Raw genomic sequence first — 16,909 nt, 5'->3', positions numbered from 1 at the left:
CGAACTCCACACCCCCACCGCCGACACCGTCCTGGACCGCATGCGCCGCTTCGACGCCAAGGGCCGCACCAGCTGACACACCAGCAGCCCCGCCGAAGCGCCGACTCCCCCAAGACACCCCAGGACTGACACTCCCCCATGTACCGCACCGCACTGCGCAACGTGCTGGCCCACAAGGCCCGCCTGCTGATGACGGTCCTCGCCGTCATGCTCGGCACCGCCTTCGTCGCCGGCACGCTCGTCTTCACCGACACCCTCGGCAACGCGCTCAGGTCCCAGAGCGCCAAGAGCTACACCGACATCGCCGTGACCGTCTCCGACCGGGGCGCCGTCGACCGGGGCTACGACCACGGCGGCAAGGCCGCCTCGGGCCCGTCCCTCACCGAGGAGACCCGCAAGGCCGTCGCGGCGCTGCCCGGCGCCGCCGACGCGCGCGGCGTCGTCAGCGGCTTCGCCGGCATCGCCGACAAGAAGGGCGCGCTGATCGGCGACGGCTTCTCCACCACCGGCGCCAACTACGTGCCGGGCACCGACGGCACCGACCCGCGCTACCCGCTCGTCGAGGGCCGCGGCCCGAAGAACGGCACGGAGATCGCCCTCGACGCCAAGACCGCCGAGAAGGGCGGCTACAAGGTCGGCGACACCGTCCGGGTGGCCGTCAACGGCCCGGTCATGGAGCTGAAGCTCACCGGCACCCTGCACACCAACGACCCGCGCGTCGTCTCCGGCGGCTCGCTCGCCGCCTTCGACACCGCCACCGCCCAGCAGCTCTACCTCAGCCCGGGGCACTTCGCCGAGCTGGACGTCAAGGGCAAGCCGGGCGCGGACGACACCGCGCTGCTCGCCGCCGTCCGCCAGGCCCTCCCGCAGGGCGGCGACTTCGAGGCCAGGACCGGCCGCGAACTCGCCGACGAGCAGGACAAGATGATCGCCGAAGGCACCAAGGGCCTGAGCACGGCGCTGCTGGTCTTCGCCGGCATCGCGCTGTTCGTCGGGATCTTCATCATCGCCAACACCTTCACCATGCTGATCGCCCAGCGCACCAGGGAGCTGGCCCTGCTGCGCGCGATCGGCGCCAGCCGCAGGCAGATCACCCGGTCCGTGAAGGTCGAGGCCCTGCTGGTCGGTCTGACCGCCTCGGTGGCCGGTCTGGTCACCGGCATCGGCATCGCCGTCGGGATGCGGTCGCTGCTCAACGGCCCGCTGGAGGCCAACCTGCCGGACGGCCCGCTGGTGATCGCGCCGTCCACGGTGGTCACCGCGATCGTCGTCGGCACCGCGGTGACCGTGCTGGCCGCCTGGCTGCCGGCCCGCCGGGCCGCCCGGATCTCCCCGATGGCGGCGATGAGCTCGGTCGAGCAGCCGGCCACCCAGAAGAGCCTGGTGATCCGCAACACGATCGGCCTGCTGTTCACGCTGGCCGGCGCGGCGGCGCTGGCGGCCGGTGCGAGCTCCAAGGAGGTCAAGCTCGTCGGCCTCGGCGCGGGCGCGCTGCTGATCGGCGTGTTCGTGCTCACCCCGCTGCTGTCCCGCCCGCTGATCGCCCTGTTCGCCCCGCTGCTGCGCGCCGTGTACGGCACGCCGGGCCGGCTGGCCGGGGAGAACGCGGTCCGCAACCCGCGCCGAACCGCCGCCACCGCCTCGGCGCTGACCATCGGCGTCACCCTGATCACCGCGCTGACCGTGGTCGGCGCCTCGGTGAACAAGGCCGTGGACAAGGCCACCGCGAGCGATTCCACGGCCGACTACACGGTCGCCATGGCGAACTTCTCGATGCTCTCCCCCGAGGTCGCCCCGCAGATCGCCAAGGCGCCCGGCGTCAGCGCCGCGAGCGCCGTGCGCATCATCCCGGTGGAGACCGGCGCGGACGGTTCCGACATCGAGTACCTGAAGGCGGTCGACGCGAACACGATCGACCGGCTGGTCACGATCAAGGTCAAGGACGGCTCGGCGGACGCCCTCAAGCAGGGCAAGCTGCTGGTGCGTTCGGGCCTCGGCCACAAGGTCGGCGACGTCCTGAACGTCGCCTACCCGGACGGCACCAAGGGCTCGCTCACCGTCGGCGGCGTCATCGAGGCCAACTCCGTGCTGACCGGGATCGTCGCCCCGGACGCCGTGGTCGGCCCGCACGCCCAGCCCGGCACCGGGCCGGACAGGGTCCTGGTCAAGGGCGAGCAGGGCGCGGACGCGAAGCTGAAGCAGGCGCTGCGCGACGCGACCGGCGGCAACCCGCTGATCGAGGTCAAGGGAGAGGCCGACATCAAGAAGGAGAACCGCCGGATGATCACGGATCTCCTGAGCGTCCTCTACGGCCTGCTCGGCATGGCCGTCGTGATCGCGGTGCTCGGCGTGGTCAACACCATGGCGATGTCGGTCTTCGAGCGCCGCCGGGAGATCGGCATGCTGCGGGCGATCGGCCTCGACCGGCGCGGCGTCGGCCGGATGATCCGCCTGGAGTCGCTGCTGATCGCGCTGTTCGGCGGCGTGGTCGGCGTGGGCCTCGGGATCGTCGTCGCCTGGGCGGGCCTGAAGACCCTCGGCGACACCTTCAAGAACATGTCGACCGTGGTGCCGCCGGCGCAGATCACCGGCTTCCTGGTCGCGGCCGCCCTGATCGGCCTGCTGGCCGCCCTCTGGCCGGCCCGCCGGGCCGCCCGGATGGACATCCTGGGCGCGATCAAGAGCGACTAGCCGCACCGCGCCACGGGCCCCCGCATGCTTCCGGCATGCGGGGGCCTTCGTGTTCTCACGGACCGGCGAACGCCACGCCCTGGTGGCTGGGTTGCAGCGATCGATGGTGAACCCGGCTGCGGAGACGAGGAGTTGTTCGACGGGCTGGGCGTGGTGCTGTCCATCCGTCAGCGCGATCCGTGGCCTGAATTCGGTTCCATCTACCGTCAGCGGAAATGAACCAGCCCCACACGGCGGTCGGTTGCCGTGCGGGGCTGATCGGGGAGGACGGGCAGGTCAGGCGGCGACGGGCTTCCGCGTCGTCCTCCCGCCGAACAGGCCGAAGAACACGGCCAGCGTCGGGACGAGGTAGCCCAGCCAGACCACCAGCTGGAGGACGGTCGGGTCCGGCTGGAAGTTGAACACGCCCTTCAGCAGCGTGCCGTACCAGCTGTCCTTCGGGATCGTGCCGCTGATGTCGAAGGCCAGGCCGTGCAGGCCCGGCAGCCAGCCGGCCTCCTGGAGGTCGTGCACCCCGTAGGCGAGCACGCCGGCCGCGACGACGACCAGCATCGCGCCGGTCCAGGTGAAGAACTTCGCCAGGTTGATCCTGAGCGCGCCGCGGTAGAACAGCCAGCCCAGCACCACGGCGGTGAGCAGGCCGAGCGCCGCGCCGATCAGCGGGTTCCACCCGTCGTCGGTGGCCTGGACGGCCGACCAGATGAACAGCGCCGTCTCCAGGCCCTCGCGGCCGACCGCGAGGAAGGACGTGACCACGAGCGCCGTGGTGCCCATCGCGATCGCCGCGTCCAGCTTGCCGTGCAGCTCGGTCCTCAGGTGCCGGGCGGTGCGGCGCATCCAGAACACCATCCAGGTCACCAGGCCGACCGAGACGATCGACAGACTGCCGCCCAGCGCCTCCTGGGCCTCGAAGGTGAGCTGGGAGGAGCCGAACTGCAGCACCGCGCCGAACGCCATGCTGAGCACGACCGCCGAGCCGACGCCGAGCCACACCGGTGGCAGCTTGTCCCGGCGGTCGGTCTTGACCAGGTAGGCGATCAGGATGCAGACGACCAGGCTGGCTTCGAGGCCTTCGCGCAGGCCGATCAGGTAGTTGCCGAACACGCGGGCTCCTGGGGGTGGTGAGGTGGTACGGGAGGGTCGCGGTGGTCAGCCGAACAGGGCCTGGCCCCACCACTCCCCCGGCTTGCGGACGCCCGCCGGGCAGGCGAAGTGCGCGGAACCGACGTGCTGGATGTACTCGTTGAGCTTGTCGCTCGCGGCCAGCCGCTGCTGGAGCGGCACGAAGGCCGTGCGGGTGTCGCGCTGGTAGGCCAGGAAGAACAGGCCGGCGTCCAGGCGGCCGAGGCCGTCGGTGCCGTCGGTGAAGGAGAAGCCGCGGCGCAGGATCATCAGCCCGTTGTTGGCGTCCGGGTGGGCCAGGGCGACGTGCGAGTCGGCCGGCATCGCCTTGAGGTCCGGGTCGTCGTGCTCCCTGGCCTTGCCGTAGGGGGCGCCCTCGCCCTTGGTGCGGCCGAAGACGTCCTCCTGCTCCTTGAGCGAGGTGCGGTCCCAGGTCTCGATGTGCATCCGGATCCGCCGGGCGACCAGGTAGGAGCCGCCGGTCATCCAGTCCGGGCCGTCGCCCGGGGCGGCCCACACGTGGTCGGCCAGCCGGGCGGAGTCGGTGCCCGCGATGTTGTGGGTGCCGTCCTTGAAGCCCATCAGGTTGCGCGGGGTCTGCTGGTCCGGCGTGGTGGAGGACGTCTTGCCGAAGCCGAGCTGAGACCAGCGGATGCTCACCGTCCCCATCCCGATCCGGGCGAGGTTGCGGATCGCGTGCACGGCGACCTGCGGGTCGTCGGCGCAGGCCTGGACGCAGATGTCGCCGCCGCTGCGCAGCGGGTCGAGCTTGTCGCCCTTGAAGTTCGGCAGCTCGATCAGGGCCTCGGGGCGCCTGGCCTTCAGGCCGAAGCGGTCCACACCGTCCTTCTCGAAGAGCCCCGGGCCGAAGCCGATCGTGAGTGTCAGCCGGGAGGCGGGCAGGCCGAGGGCCTCGCCGGTGTCGTCCGGCGGCGCCTCGGGCAGGCCGCTGGCGGCACCGGTGCCGACCTCGCGGCCGCCGGTCATGGCCGCGGCGGCCTTCGTCCACTCCTTGAGCAGCTTGACCAGCGACTCGCGGGTGGCCTTCTCGGAGACGTCGAACGCGGCGAAGTGCAGCCGGTCCTGGACGGGCGTGGCGATGCCGGCCTGGTGGTCGCCGTAGAACGGCACCTCGGCGCCCGGGGCCGCGGCGGGCGCCGGGCCGGGGTCGTCCTGCCGGGTGGCCGCGGCCACCGAGCCGACGGCGGCGGCGCCGAGCGCGACGCCCGCACCGGCCCAGCCGATGACGGCGCGACGGCTGACCGTGCTCCGGGGGGCGGTGACGGTGTCCGGCGTCCCGTTCTGCTGCTCGTTGTCGGTGTCCATCGGCTTCTCGGCGTCCATCGGCACGCGGATCCTTCTCTGTGCTGCCGGCCCACGGATGCCGTGACGGCCGGACGGGGCCGCAACGGCGTGCGTGGGGTGTGGTGAATGCGGGCTGGGGGCTGGTTACTTGACGACCACGGCGGCGGCCAGCTTCGACAGCGGCTCGCCCAGCGAGTTGACCGCGTCGGAGAAGGTCTTGCGCTCGGCCTCGGCGACCTTGTCGTAGGACGTGAAGGTGCCGTCGGCCTGCTTGTACTTGGCGAGCAGGGCCTGGATCGAGGCGAACTCGGCGTCCAGGGTCTTCGCGAGCTCGGGGTTCTTCTCGGCGGCGACGGGCTTCAGGAGCTCGTACGCCTTCTGTGCGCCCTCGACGTTGGCGTCGAAGTCCGCCAGGTCGGTGTGGCTGTAGCGGTCCTCCTCGCCGGTGATCTTGTTGGTGGCGACCTCGTCCAGCAGTTCCTTGGCGCCGTTGGCCATGCTGGTCGCGGTGATCTCCGCCGCGGGGATCTTCTTCTGCCAGCCCTTCAGATCGCCCACGAGCTGGTCGGCGAGCTGCTTCTCGTCGTCGCCGATCTTCCCGTCGGCCCAGAGCGACTTCTCCAGGCGGTGCCAGCCGGTCCACGGCTTGCCGGCCTCGACCTTGTCCTCGCGGGTGTCGGTCTTCGGGTCGACGTCGCCGAAGCTCTCGGCGACCGGCTCGGTGCGCTCCCAGCCGGTGCGCGAGGGCGCGTAGAGGGACTTGGCCTTCTCGACGTCGCCCGCCTTGATCGCGGCGGCGAAGGCCTCGACGGCCGGGACGGTGGCGTCGGCCTGCTCCTGGGCGTACGTGCGGTAGGCATCGACGGCGGCGGCCAGGCGCGGGTCGGCGGAGGCGGAGGCGGAAGCGCCGCCCTCGCCGGTCACCGTGACCTTCTGCCGGATGCCGTCGCCGACCATGCCGGGCTTGCAGGCGATCTCGTACGAGCCCGCCTTGATCTCGGCGTTGACGGTGGCCTTGGTGCCGGGGCCGATGTTCTCGCGCTCGGTGACGATCTTGTCGCCCTCGGCGTAGACGTAGACCTCGGTGGTCTTGGAGCCCTTGTTGCTGATGTCCAGGACGACATGGCCGGCCGGGAAGGCGGTCTTCGAGACCTCGCACGCGGAGTCGGTCGCGTTGATCTTCACCGCGTCGGCGCCGGCGGCCTTGTCGTCCTTCTTGTCCGCGCAGCCGGCCAGTGTGGCGGTCGCCACGGCGAGGGTGAGCAGCGCGGCTGCGGTCGTACGACGGCGGGCGGGCATGACGGCTCCAACGGGAAAGGGCATGGGGGTGCCAAGGCGTGGTAAAGCGCCGGCCGGGCCGGCGCCTCCTGATGAGCTAAGGCATACCTTACGTAAGATTTCCTTACCGGCGTCACCCACCCCCTTCCCGGTCAGCGCCCCGGGGTGCGGCGGGCCGCTGCGCGGGCGGTCCAGCGGCCCTCGTGCCGGGTGATCCGGATCGGGTGGCCGAAGGTCGCGCTGATCAGCCCGGTCGTCATCACCTCGTCGACCGGCCCGGCCGCCACGCACTCGCCGTCCCGCAGCAGCAGCGCGTGGGTCGTGCTCTCCGGAAGTTCCTCCAGGTGGTGGGTGACCAGCACGCTGGCCAGTTCGGGGTGCTGGTGGCGCAGCAGGTCGAGGCTGTCGAGCAGCAGCTCGCGGGCGGTCAGGTCGAGCCCGGTGGCCGGTTCGTCGAGCAGCAGCAGACGGGGGCTCGGCATCAGCGCACGGGCGATCAGGACCCGGCCGCGCTCGCCCTGGGAGAGGGTCGTCCACGGGGCCTCGGCCATGGCCGTCATGCCGAGGGTCCCGATCAGCCGCTCGGCCCGGTCGACCGCCTCCGGGTCGGGCTTTCGGTGCCACTCCGGCTCGATGGTGTTGGTGTACCCGGTGAGCACCACCTCCCGGACGGTGAGCGGCGAGCGCAGTGGGTGGCGCGGGTTGACGTGCCCGAGGTGGGCCCGCAGCTCGCGGATGTCGACCCGGCCGAGCCGGTGCCCGAGCACGTCCACCTCGCCCCGGGTGGGGTGGGAGACCGCCCCGAGCAGGGCGAGCAGCGTGGACTTGCCGGCGCCGTTGGGGCCGAGCAGCGCCCAGTGCTCGCCGGGCCGGATGGCCAGGGAGATCCCGCGCAGGAGGTGACGGCCGTCGCGCACGACGTCCACGTCCTTGGTGCGCAGCAGCGGGCCGTCAAAAGAGGGGGACGAGGTCATGCGGCGCACAGTACAACCGCCCCGAACGGACCGTCATGGACCGTTCACATGCTGGATCTTCGCATCCGATCAGTCATGACCGATGTTGATTTGTTCAGGACACAACTTGGCAAAGATATGACTATTCCTCTGGCTCTCCATGACCGATCACCGTCAATCTCGGTCGCAGCTGTTCGCGAGCAGCCCTTTGCCCGGGCTTCACCGCTCGTTTCCCTGCCACCACCCCCACTGGAGTCAGAGTGAGCCCCACCTCCTCGTCGACGTCCCGCCGTGCCCGCACGGCCGGAGCCACCGCCGTCATCGCCGCCCTCGTCGCCGTCACCGTCCCCGCCGGCACGGCCTCCGCCGCCCCCGCCGGACGGGACGCCGCGATCGCCCAGGCCCGGGCCAACGTGACCCGCAACGCGGGGGTGTTCGGGTTCGGCGACGGCCAGGACCTCGCGCTCAAGGACGTCGTCCTGGACGCCGACGGCGCGTCACACGTCCGCTTCGACCGCACCTACCAGGGCCTGCCCGTGGTCGGCGGCGACCTCGTCGTCCACCAGGACGCCCGCGGCCGCCTCAAGGACTCCACCCGCGCCGCCGCCCACGACCCCGCCGTGAAGTCCACCGCCCCGGCCGTGCCCCCGCAGGCCACCGCCGGCAACGCGATAGCCGCCGCCCCGGGCGTCCACGACGCGGTCAGCACGCCCGAGTTGGTCGTCTGGGCCGCCGACGGCACGCCCCGGCTCGCCTGGCGCACCACCGTCGCCGGCACCGGCGAGCACGGCCAGCCCGCCGGGCGGGTCGTCGTCACCGACGCCACCACCGGCGAGCAGATCGAGGCCTACGACAAGGAGCACCAGGCCTCCGGCACCGGCCACTCCGAGTACACCGGCGACGTCACCGTCGACACCACCCCCGCCGCCGGCGGCGGTTACACCCTCAAGGACCCCGTCCGCGGCCACGTCACCAAGGACGCCCACAACATCTCCGCCGACACGATCACCGCGAACTCCGGCACGCTGTTCACCAGTGCCACCAACGTGTGGGGCGACGGGAAGAGGTTCTCCGCCGATCGCTCCACCGCCGCCGTCGACGCCCACGCCAACACCGCCTGGACGTACGACTACTACAAGAAGACCTTCGGCCGCAACGGCATCAAGAACGACGGCAGGGGCGCCACCGTCTTCGTCCACGTCGGCACCGACTGGGACAACGCCCAGTGGTCCGACGACTGCTTCTGCATGATGACCGGCGACGGCAACGGCACCACCGACCCCGAGCAGGTCGACCTCGACACGATGGGCCACGAGATGACCCACGGCGTCACCAGCGCCACCGCCAACCTCCGCTACAGCGGCGAGTCCGGCGGCCTCAACGAGTCCACCAGCGACATCTTCGGCACGATGGTCGAGTGGTTCGCCAACAACAAGTACGACACCCCCGACTACCTGTTCAGCGACCGGTCGACCCCGCCGTGGCTGCGCCGCTTCGACAAGCCCTCGTTGGACGGCCACTCGGCGGACTGCTGGAGCGCCACCGTCGGCAAGCTCAACGTGCACTACTCCTCGGGCGTCGGCAACCACTGGTTCTACCTGGCCAGTGAGGGCAGCGGCAGCAAGACCATCAACGGCGTCGCGTACGACAGCCCGACCTGCAACGGCTCGAAGGTGACCGGCATCGGCAACCAGAAGGTCGCGAAGATCTGGTACCGCGCGCTGACCGTCTACATGACCTCCACCACCAACTACAAGGGCGCCCGCACCGCCTCGCTCAGCGCCGCGAGCGACCTGTACGGGCTCAACAGCCCCGAGTACAAGGCCGTGGCGGCGGCGTGGAGCGCGGTCAAGGTCAACTGACCCTTCTCGTTCAGGTCGAGCACCAGACGTCCGTCGAACGCGCTCACCGTGCCGCGCCGCGGCGGGTTCGCGGGGATCAGCCACTCCACGCCCGGCAGCCTAGTGGCCGGACGTCGCCTGGAGCCAGGCCGCGTTCCAACCGGCCAGTTCGGCAGGGCGGTTGGTGATGATGCCGTCCACCCCGGCCGCTTCCAGCGCCTTCCAGCGGGCGGGCGCGTCGGCCGTCCAGACGTTGACGGCGACGCCGGCGGCGTGCAGGTCCTTCACCACGGCGAGGCGCGGGGCGAGGGCGTCGTCCGACGGGTTGTAGGCGGTGAGCCCGAGCTCGTGGGCGGTGGCGACCGGGTCGGGGTCGAGCTGGGAGCGGAGCAGGCCGAGGGGCAGCTCGGGCGCGAGTTCGCGGGCGTAGCGCAGGGCGTCCACCTGGAAGCTCTGGACGAGGACCCGGTCGGCCATGTCGTGGTCGCGGACTTCCTTGACGATCCGGGCGACCTCCTCACGGGTGTGCGGGCCCTTGATCTCCAGCAGCAGGTTGCCGCCGCGGGTGTGCAGGTCCTCCAGCTGGTCGGCGAGCTTCGGCAGCCTGGTGCCCGCGTACACCGGGGCGAACCAGGAGCCGGCGTCGAGCGCGTCCAGCTGGGCAGACGTCAGGTCGCGGATGCGGCCGGTGCCGTTGGTCGTGCGGTCCACGGTGTCGTCGTGCAGGACGTACGGGACGCCGTCCTTGCTCGGCTGGACGTCGTTCTCGATCCACTGGGCGCCGGCCCGGCGGGCGACCTCGTCCGAGACCAGGGTGTTCTCGGGCGCGGCGGAGGACCCGCCCCGGTGCGCGAACACCGTCACCGGCGCGTCGGCCGGACGGATCCACGCACTCGGTGCGAGCGCCGTCACCTTCACCGCCGCGAAGGACACCCGCGCGCCGTTGACCAGCAGCGCCTGGCCGCCGTCCGCGCTGCGGGCGAGCCGGGTGGTGCGCAGCGCCGCGCGGCCCTCGAAGGTCCAGCGGGCGCTGGTGCCGTGCACCTCGACGGCGATCCGCACGTCCCGGCCGGTGGCGGCGGCGGAGGGCGCGGCGGCGGTGTCGGTGACGTTCCACGTGTTGCCGGTGGTCCGCTGGGCGAACTCCAGGCCGTTGGCTGCCGTGCTGCCCGAGCGGACGGTGGCGACCGACCACGGCGTCGTGCCGGCGGCCGGGACGTCCAGGCCGAGGGCCGTCCAGCGGGCGGCGTCCTGGACGGTCTCGAAGCGGGCGGTGGCTTCGAGGCGGAAGTCGTCCAGGTGGCGGCCGAAGGTGATCCGGCTCTGCCGGGCCTGGTCGGCGGAGGTGCCGACGAGGCGGCCGTTCTCGACCCGCCAGTCGCCCTCGACGGGGTTCCATCCGGCGGGGAGGCCGGGGCCGGCGAAGGTCTCGTCGATGACGACGTCGCCGGGGGCGGGGGCCGCGGTCCGCCCGGCGGGGGCCGGTGCGGGGCCGGGCCGGCCGGCCGGGCTCGTCAACGCGACGGTGCCGAGTCCGAGGGCCGCCGCGACCAGGGCCGCGACCAGGCCGGTCCGCCGACGGCGAGCGAGCTGGCGTGGTGTCATGTACAGCACGCTACGCGCGGTCGGCGAATCCGTTCCGACGAAACGGGGAACCGGTCGTGACGATTACGCTCTTCGGAGGTTTCTCGTAGGCTTCCGCCGTGTCGACCGAACTCCAGTCCTCTGTGTCGCTGATCGACGGGCTGATCGCCGAGCCGTTCCCCGAGGCCGGGTACCACCTGGCCGTGCTCCGGGAGAGCCGGGACTTCTGGAACCCGGCCTGGCCGGGCGAGTGCGCGGCGGCGCAGGAGGAGTTCGAGGCCGAGCTCGCCCGCCTCGCGGCCGCGCTCACCGATCGCTGGGGCGCTCCGCGGACCGTCGACCTGTTCCCGTACCTCGGGCTGGACGACGCCCCGGACGCCTGCGTCGAGCCGCCCGAGCCACTGGGGCCGCCCGAGCCGCTGGGCTCGCTGTGCCAGGTCGCCGGGCTCATGGAGGTGTGGCGGGTGCCGTCCACCGACCGCTGGCTCGGGCTGGCCATCGGCCAGGCCGACACAGAGCTCCCGCTCGAACTGCTCGTCACCGTGGCCGGGGTGTCGTCCCTGCCGGAATGAGCGCTCAGGCCGGCGGCCCCGGTTGCGTCAACGGCGCCAGGACCGCCTCCGCCGCGGCCGTCCGGGCGTACAGCACCGAGCGGCCCGCGCGGTGGGCGCTCACCAGGCCGGCGTCGCGCAGGGCGGTCAGGTACTGCGAGACGGCGGCGGGCGACAGGCCCGTGCGCCGGGCGAGTTCGGTGGTGGAGGCCGGGGCGTCGAGCTCGACCAGCAGGAGCGCGCGGGAGCGGCCGAGGACGGCGGCGAGGGCCTTGCTCGGCGTGGCGGGCCGGGCGGCCCACAGGGCGCCGATGCCGCGCGCCGGGTACGCGAGCTGCGGCGGATCCGGCGGCGCGACGCAGGTGAGCAGGCCCGGGCCGGTGAAGACGGACGGGATCAGCAGCAGGCCCGCCCCGGCCGTCCGCCGGTCCAGCGGCTTCGGGCGGCGCTCCAGCCGCAGCACGCCGCCGGCCCAACGGACCTCGGCGTGCAGGCCGTTGAGGACGCTCGCCGCGCCGTGCTCGGCCGCCTGACGCGCGCGGTGCAGGACGTCCGCGTCGAGCACCGCGCGGATGCGCGCCCAGTACGGCGCGAGCGCGAGCTCCCAGTACGCCTCGACGGCCTCGGTGAGCCGCGCCAGGCCGGCGGGCGGATCGGCGTACAGGGCGCGCAGGCGGGGGCCGAGCCCGCCGCGCTTCGCCCGCAGCAGGTCGAGGTCGCGCCGCACCCGCTCAGCGGGCGTGGCCCGGATCGCGGCCAGCTCGTCCACGAGGCCGGGCGCGGGGCCGGCCGGGGCCGGGTTGACGAAATCCGGCACGTACCCGGCGGGCGGCACGATCTCGGCGAGCCAGCCGTGCACCGGCCCGGCGGCGGCCAGCCGCGGCCGCACCTGCTCCAGCCACGGCCGGTGCACCGGATGGTCCCGGCCCGAGGCCAGCAACCGCAGGCTCGGCCCGACCTCCCACATCGGCGACACCGCGAACCGCATGCTCGCCAGGTCCCCGGCCGTGAACGACAACTCCGTGTCCAAGTACGTCCGCCCCCGTGGATTCGCGCATTCCCGAATCATTGGCGGTCAGGGTAATGCAAAGTCGATCATGTGCGGCATGACTCCCGACACCACCGCGCACAACACCGTCAATGCCGCCGCCTCCGGCACCTGGACCCTCGGCGACCGTACCGTCCACCGCATCGGCTTCGGCGCCATGCGCCTCCCCCAGACCGGCCCCGCCCTCACCCCGCACGCCGTCCCGCGCGACCGCGACCAGGCCATCGCCGTCCTGCGACGCGCCCTCGAACTCGGCGTCAACCACATCGACACCGCCGCCTTCTACTTCTCCCCGCTGCGCTCCGCCAACGAGCTGATCAACCGCGCCCTCGCGCCCTACCCCGACGACCTCGTGATCGCCACCAAGGTCGGCCCCGCCCGCGCCCTCGACGGCACCTGGGCGGAGCACGCCCGCACCCCCGAGGGCCTCCGCGCCCAGGTCGAGGAGAACCTGCGCCAACTCGGCCGCGACCACCTCGACCTGGTCAACCTGCGCATCCACGGCGCCGATTCGATCGCCGAACGCTTCGGCGCCCTCGCCGAGTTGCGTCGGGCCGGCCTCATCCGCCACCTCGGCCTCTCCAACGTCCGCCCGCACCACCTCGCCGAGGCCCGGGCCATCGCCCCCGTCGTCTGCGTCCAGAACCCGTACGGCATCGGTGCCTCGCCCGAACAGGACGAGGTGCTGCGCCTCTGCACCGAGCAGGGCATCGCCTTCGTGCCCTTCTACGCCATCGCCGGTGCCGGCCATGAGCGGGGCGCCGACGCCGGCACCGGCGAACCGCCGCAGGTGGAGGCCGTGGCGCAGGCCCACGGCGTGAGCACCGCCCGGGTGCGCCTGGCCTGGACCCTCCATCGCGCCCCCAACGTCCTCGCCATCCCCGGCACCGGCGACCTCGCCCACCTCGCCGACAACATCGCGGCCGGCACCCTGAAGCTCACGGCGGACGACCTCGCCCTCCTGGACGCCGCTCACACGGGCTGACCTCGTCACGCTCGCCGGCCGCGTCCAGCAGGTAGAGCAGGTGACTTCCCGGGGCGTCAGGCCGTCGGTCCGAAGGCGAGGAATCCGAAGGCGAGGACCGTCCAGTGGACGCCCGGGCGGGCGTGGAGGTCGGGGCGGGTGGTGCGGTGGAGGGGGTGCAGGCCGTGGGCGGCGGCCTGGGTGACGGTCTCCTCGGGCGGGACGTCGAACATGCGGCGGCCCGGCGGCACCGGGCCGTGGCGCAGCGAGAGGATCACACGGCCGCCGGGGGCCAGGAGGCGGGCCAACGAGGCCATCGCGGGCGGGCGTTCAGCGGGGGCGAGGTGCATCCAGACGGCGGTCAGGAGGACGAGGTCGAAGCGTCCGGCGTCCAGTGAGGGCAGCTCCGGGAGGGCGTCGGAGACCCACGCGACGCCGGAATCGCGGTGCAACTCCTCGCCGATGCGGCGGAGTTCGGGCGTCGGCTCGGCGGCGACCACCGAGTGGCCGAGGGCGGCGAGGGCCGCCGCGTCACGGCCGGTGCCGGCGCCGATGTCGAGGACGGCGGCGGGCGGCGCCGGAAAGAGGTGCAGCATCTCGCGGTGCACCTCGGCGAAGGTGACGCTCTCGTACTGGACGGCCAGCGCCTGCGCCTCGGCGCCGTAACCCGCCGTGCCGGCCGGCTCGTTCACAGCGCCCCCCGCATGATCACCGCGTCGCCGGCCGCCGCCGCGTCCGCGAAGAAGTCCCGCAGTTCCCGCAGGTCGGCGACCACCTCGGCGGCGAGGGTCTCGGACCACGGCGTCGCGAAGCCGAGCGTGACGACGGTCCGCGCGAGCAGCGCATCCTGCTGACGGACCAGCTCGCCGAGGGCCGAGCCGCGCAGGAACACGGAGGCGGCGGCCACCTGTTCGGGCCGCAGCACCAGCACGTCGGGCTTCCCGGCCGCGCGCGCTGCGCCGCCGTGGAGGGGCAGGCGGGCCGCCGGGTCGGGGTGCAGGCCGTTCTCGGTGAGGGCGAGCGCCATCAGCCGCGCGGTGCGCCGCACGGCCAGGGCCAGCCCGGCGGCGGTCAGCTCGGCCAAGCGCGCGTCGTGCCGGGAGGGGACGAGCGCGCCGAGTTCGGTCGGCGAGCTGGTGTCCACGGCCTGCCCGGGCAGGCGCCGCCAGAAGTGGTCGCTCACCCGGACAGCCTAGCGTCGACTGATCAAGCGCAACGGATCACGCCGGACGGATCACGTCGGACGGATCAGGCCTCGCCGGGGTGCCAGGCGGGCCACTCCCAGGGGCGGTCGGCCCAGTGGACGCGCTCCGGGTCGTGGGGGTCGAGGTCGGGGAAGAGCTGGTGGATCCGGGGCTCGAACTCCTCGGGGGCCAGCGGCTCCCAGCCGTGGCCCTCGAAGTGGACCAGCCGGTAGCGGCTGTCGGTGCGGAACTCCGCGATCTCGACCAGGTGTGCGGACGTGCTGTCGGTCTCCATGCCCCCAATATGTGGCGCGGTGGCAATCGGCGCCCGTCCGGACCCCTCTTCCGGGTCATGTCCGGCCCTCGGCGCGCCCGTTGGGCCCGGCGGCTCGTTGAGCACGAAGCAACGCCACGGACCGGGGGCAGCGGACGGCAGGAGGAACATCGACATGACTGGGCAGCCCACCGACGGGCAGTGGCAGTGGCCGGAGCAGCCCTGGCAGCCACCGCCGGTACCCGCCCCGCCGCCGACCGGGCCCGCCTACTCGTCCGTTCCCCCGCCGCCGCCCGACCCGGAGCCGTTTCCGATTCCCGCCCCGAAGCGCTCGCGCAAGGCGTGGGCGGCCGCGGCGGTGGGGACCGTCGCCCTGCTGGCGTCCGTCCTGGCGATGTGCGGGCCGGGGACGGGCGACGACGTCTCGGTGGTGCCGCTGCTACAGGCCTCCTCGCCGTCCCCGTCCGTCCCGGCGGCGCCGGACCCGCTCGCGGTCTCGCCGCCGGCCACCCCGGCACCGTCCCCGCTGCCCGCCCCGACCCCCGCGGTCGGCAAGTCGGCGAGCACGGGCACGGGCACGGCGGAGGAGGGGCCGGCGGCGGATCACGGCACGAGCTCGCGCCCGAAGCCGCACCGCCCCCCGCACACGGCGCCCCACGCGACGCCCGCCCCGGCACCACCCCCTCCAGGACGGGCACAGCCGCCCGGGGTGCCGTTCCCGACGCTGGGCCCGGGCTTCATCTGCGACCAGGTCGAACACGCCGGCCGCTGGCCCGCCGACTCGGAACAGGCCCGCCTTTGCCACGGCGTCGTGCAGTAGGGCGTCGGCCTTGACAGCGTGGATCTGCCAAGGTGCCGGCGGCGGCCGACTCCGTGAGCTCCACCGCAGCGGCGCGCCTCCGCGTATTCACCTGAACGGATGCGGCCGGATGGCGGTATCCGGGGCGTCTTGCTGTGATGGGCGCGGGTGCCCGACGAATGCGTCCGTCAAGGAGGTTGAGATGACCGCCTACCCGATACGCGCTCTGGTCACCGGTGCGTTGGCCGCGAGCGTCGCGATGTGCGCCGTCTCCGCCGCGTCCGCCGCACCGGTTGTCGACGGCCCGGCTGCCAGGACCGCGATCCCGACTCTGCAGCAACAGACGCACGACAATCTCACGCAGTCCATGAAGGGCGAGGCGTTCGCCAACGCCTCCTACACTCTCTTCGCGGCCCAGGCCCAGCGCGAGGGACGGTCAGCGGTGGCCGACCTCTTCCGGAAGACCGCCGATGTGGAGCTGGGTGAGCACTTCACCCAGGAAGCCGCACTGAGCGGCCTCGTGGGCGGCAACGAGGCCAACCTCACCGACGCCATCACCGGCGAGGGCTACGAGACCACCACCATGTACCCGACCTTCGCCCAACAGGCCAAGGCCGCCGGCGACACCGCCGCCGCCGACCTCTTCACCGAGATCGCCAAGGACGAGGCAGCCCACCAGGCCGCGTACCAGGCCGCCCTCACCGCGCTGCGCACCGGCAAGGGCACCGTCCCGGCACCCCCGGCCGTCAACCCCGTGACGGTACCGGCCGGGCAGCCCAAGGTCACCTCGGCGCAGACCAAGGCCAACCTCGACACCGCCATGCACGGTGAGGCCCTGGCACACGCCAAGTACACCCTCTACGCCCAGCGCGCCCAGCAGAGCGGCAACCCCGCCCTGGCGCGCCTGTTCACCGCCGTCTCCGACGTGGAGCTGCAGGAGCACTTCTCCGGCGAGGCGGCGCTGGCCGGAACGGTCGGCACCACGAGCCAGAACCTGGCCACGGCCATCACCGGCGAGACCTACGAGTCCCAGACCATGTACCCGACGTTCGCCCAGCAGGCCAAGGCCGCCGGCGACACCGCCGCGGCCACCCTCTTCCAGCACAACGCCACCGACGAGGCCGGCCACGCCCAGGCGTTCCAGACCGCCCGCAAGGGCCTGGGCTGACCAGGCGGTGACCGCCCCGTTTCCGGGTGAGTCCCCGCCGGGGCCCACCCGGTCGGTGTCGGTGGGGTCGGGGGCGGTCGGGCCAGGGCGAGACGCGGGCCGGCGGGCTCACCGTCGACCTCACCAACTACGAGCGCGCGATCGGCC

The 16,909-nt window shown here is 72.9% G+C and carries 15 protein-coding genes; 6 read left to right on the top strand and 9 right to left on the bottom strand.

Annotation, left to right across the window (positions count from 1 at the left end; genetic code table 11):
* Positions 1–138 precede the first annotated feature (138 nt).
* Positions 139–2,691, top strand: a complete 2,553-nt coding sequence (locus ACWCXH_RS38120) for an ABC transporter permease (RefSeq protein ID WP_449806096.1) — start codon at positions 139–141, stop codon at positions 2,689–2,691.
* 276 nt (positions 2,692–2,967) lie between these two features.
* On the opposite strand, the gene efeU is transcribed toward ACWCXH_RS38120, so the two are convergent.
* The 4 genes from efeU to ACWCXH_RS38100 all read right to left on the bottom strand — a co-directional run bounded on the left by efeU (position 2,968) and on the right by ACWCXH_RS38100 (position 7,370).
* Positions 2,968–3,795 carry an iron uptake transporter permease EfeU gene (gene efeU / locus ACWCXH_RS38115; RefSeq protein WP_449806095.1) on the bottom strand — a complete coding sequence of 276 codons (828 nt, stop codon included), beginning with the start codon at positions 3,793–3,795 and terminating at the stop codon, positions 2,968–2,970.
* 45 nt (positions 3,796–3,840) lie between these two features.
* Positions 3,841–5,139, bottom strand: coding sequence for an iron uptake transporter deferrochelatase/peroxidase subunit (gene efeB, locus ACWCXH_RS38110; protein ID WP_449806097.1), 1,299 nt, complete (start codon positions 5,137–5,139; stop codon positions 3,841–3,843).
* Between the two features lie 123 nt (positions 5,140–5,262).
* Complete coding sequence (efeO, locus tag ACWCXH_RS38105; protein ID WP_449806094.1) at positions 5,263–6,417, bottom strand: iron uptake system protein EfeO; 1,155 nt, start codon at positions 6,415–6,417, stop codon at positions 5,263–5,265.
* A 131-nt stretch (positions 6,418–6,548) separates the two neighbouring features.
* Positions 6,549–7,370, bottom strand: coding sequence for an ABC transporter ATP-binding protein (locus ACWCXH_RS38100; RefSeq protein ID WP_449806093.1), 822 nt, complete (start codon positions 7,368–7,370; stop codon positions 6,549–6,551).
* A gap of 239 nt (positions 7,371–7,609) precedes the next feature.
* Here ACWCXH_RS38100 and ACWCXH_RS38095 point away from each other — a divergent pair, with 239 nt between their 5' ends.
* Positions 7,610–9,211 carry a M4 family metallopeptidase gene (locus ACWCXH_RS38095; protein ID WP_449806092.1) on the top strand — a complete coding sequence of 534 codons (1,602 nt, stop codon included), beginning with the start codon at positions 7,610–7,612 and terminating at the stop codon, positions 9,209–9,211.
* Between the two features lie 99 nt (positions 9,212–9,310).
* Here ACWCXH_RS38095 and ACWCXH_RS38090 read toward each other — a convergent pair whose 3' ends face one another.
* The gene (locus ACWCXH_RS38090) at positions 9,311–10,795 is read right to left on the bottom strand and encodes a glycerophosphodiester phosphodiesterase (RefSeq protein WP_449806091.1); all 1,485 of its coding nucleotides are present in this window, start codon (positions 10,793–10,795) and stop codon (positions 9,311–9,313) included.
* Between the two features lie 98 nt (positions 10,796–10,893).
* Between ACWCXH_RS38090 and ACWCXH_RS38085 the strand changes: the two genes are divergently transcribed.
* Positions 10,894–11,346 carry a hypothetical protein gene (locus ACWCXH_RS38085; protein WP_449806090.1) on the top strand — a complete coding sequence of 151 codons (453 nt, stop codon included), beginning with the start codon at positions 10,894–10,896 and terminating at the stop codon, positions 11,344–11,346.
* 4 nt (positions 11,347–11,350) lie between these two features.
* Here ACWCXH_RS38085 and ACWCXH_RS38080 read toward each other — a convergent pair whose 3' ends face one another.
* Positions 11,351–12,355, bottom strand: a complete 1,005-nt coding sequence (locus tag ACWCXH_RS38080; protein WP_449806089.1) for a DUF5937 family protein — start codon at positions 12,353–12,355, stop codon at positions 11,351–11,353.
* Between the two features lie 76 nt (positions 12,356–12,431).
* On the opposite strand from ACWCXH_RS38080, the gene ACWCXH_RS38075 reads away from it, so the two are divergent.
* The gene (locus ACWCXH_RS38075; protein WP_449806088.1) at positions 12,432–13,358 is read left to right on the top strand and encodes an oxidoreductase; all 927 of its coding nucleotides are present in this window, start codon (positions 12,432–12,434) and stop codon (positions 13,356–13,358) included.
* Between the two features lie 56 nt (positions 13,359–13,414).
* On the opposite strand, the gene ACWCXH_RS38070 is transcribed toward ACWCXH_RS38075, so the two are convergent.
* The 3 genes from ACWCXH_RS38070 to ACWCXH_RS38060 all read right to left on the bottom strand — a co-directional run bounded on the left by ACWCXH_RS38070 (position 13,415) and on the right by ACWCXH_RS38060 (position 14,816).
* A complete protein-coding gene (locus ACWCXH_RS38070) occupies positions 13,415–14,029 on the bottom strand; it encodes a class I SAM-dependent methyltransferase (RefSeq protein WP_449806087.1) in 615 nt (204 codons plus the stop codon).
* The gene (locus ACWCXH_RS38065; protein ID WP_449806086.1) at positions 14,026–14,520 is read right to left on the bottom strand and encodes a hypothetical protein; all 495 of its coding nucleotides are present in this window, start codon (positions 14,518–14,520) and stop codon (positions 14,026–14,028) included. Before ACWCXH_RS38065 ends, ACWCXH_RS38070 begins: the two co-directional genes overlap by 4 nt.
* 65 nt (positions 14,521–14,585) lie before the next feature.
* A complete protein-coding gene (locus ACWCXH_RS38060; RefSeq protein ID WP_449806085.1) occupies positions 14,586–14,816 on the bottom strand; it encodes a hypothetical protein in 231 nt (76 codons plus the stop codon).
* A 154-nt stretch (positions 14,817–14,970) separates the two neighbouring features.
* Between ACWCXH_RS38060 and ACWCXH_RS38055 the strand changes: the two genes are divergently transcribed.
* Both ACWCXH_RS38055 and ACWCXH_RS38050 read left to right on the top strand, forming a co-directional pair.
* Positions 14,971–15,615 carry a hypothetical protein gene (locus ACWCXH_RS38055; RefSeq protein ID WP_449806084.1) on the top strand — a complete coding sequence of 215 codons (645 nt, stop codon included), beginning with the start codon at positions 14,971–14,973 and terminating at the stop codon, positions 15,613–15,615.
* A gap of 181 nt (positions 15,616–15,796) precedes the next feature.
* The gene (locus ACWCXH_RS38050; protein ID WP_449806083.1) at positions 15,797–16,762 is read left to right on the top strand and encodes a ferritin family protein; all 966 of its coding nucleotides are present in this window, start codon (positions 15,797–15,799) and stop codon (positions 16,760–16,762) included.
* Positions 16,763–16,909: the final 147 nt, after the last annotated feature.

The sequence above is a fragment of the Kitasatospora sp. NPDC001660 genome, from assembly GCF_053596725.1.
The sequence above is the reverse complement of the archived record's forward strand: the minus strand, read 5'-3'. Positions and strand labels throughout refer to the sequence as shown.

Bases quoted from the DNA above. Each gene is read 5' to 3' on its own strand.
- ACWCXH_RS38050 (WP_449806083.1), top strand. From the start codon at position 15,797: ATGACCGCCTACCCGATACGCGCTCTGGTCACCGGTGCGTTGGCCGCG.
- ACWCXH_RS38090 (WP_449806091.1), bottom strand. From the start codon at position 10,795: ATGACACCACGCCAGCTCGCTCGCCGTCGGCGGACCGGCCTGGTCGCG.
- ACWCXH_RS38075 (WP_449806088.1), top strand. From the start codon at position 12,432: ATGACTCCCGACACCACCGCGCACAACACCGTCAATGCCGCCGCCTCC.
- ACWCXH_RS38055 (WP_449806084.1), top strand. From the start codon at position 14,971: ATGACTGGGCAGCCCACCGACGGGCAGTGGCAGTGGCCGGAGCAGCCC.
- efeO (WP_449806094.1), bottom strand. From the start codon at position 6,417: ATGCCCGCCCGCCGTCGTACGACCGCAGCCGCGCTGCTCACCCTCGCC.
- ACWCXH_RS38120 (WP_449806096.1), top strand. From the start codon at position 139: ATGTACCGCACCGCACTGCGCAACGTGCTGGCCCACAAGGCCCGCCTG.
- ACWCXH_RS38060 (WP_449806085.1), bottom strand. From the start codon at position 14,816: ATGGAGACCGACAGCACGTCCGCACACCTGGTCGAGATCGCGGAGTTC.
- efeB (WP_449806097.1), bottom strand. From the start codon at position 5,139: ATGGACACCGACAACGAGCAGCAGAACGGGACGCCGGACACCGTCACC.
- ACWCXH_RS38100 (WP_449806093.1), bottom strand. From the start codon at position 7,370: ATGACCTCGTCCCCCTCTTTTGACGGCCCGCTGCTGCGCACCAAGGAC.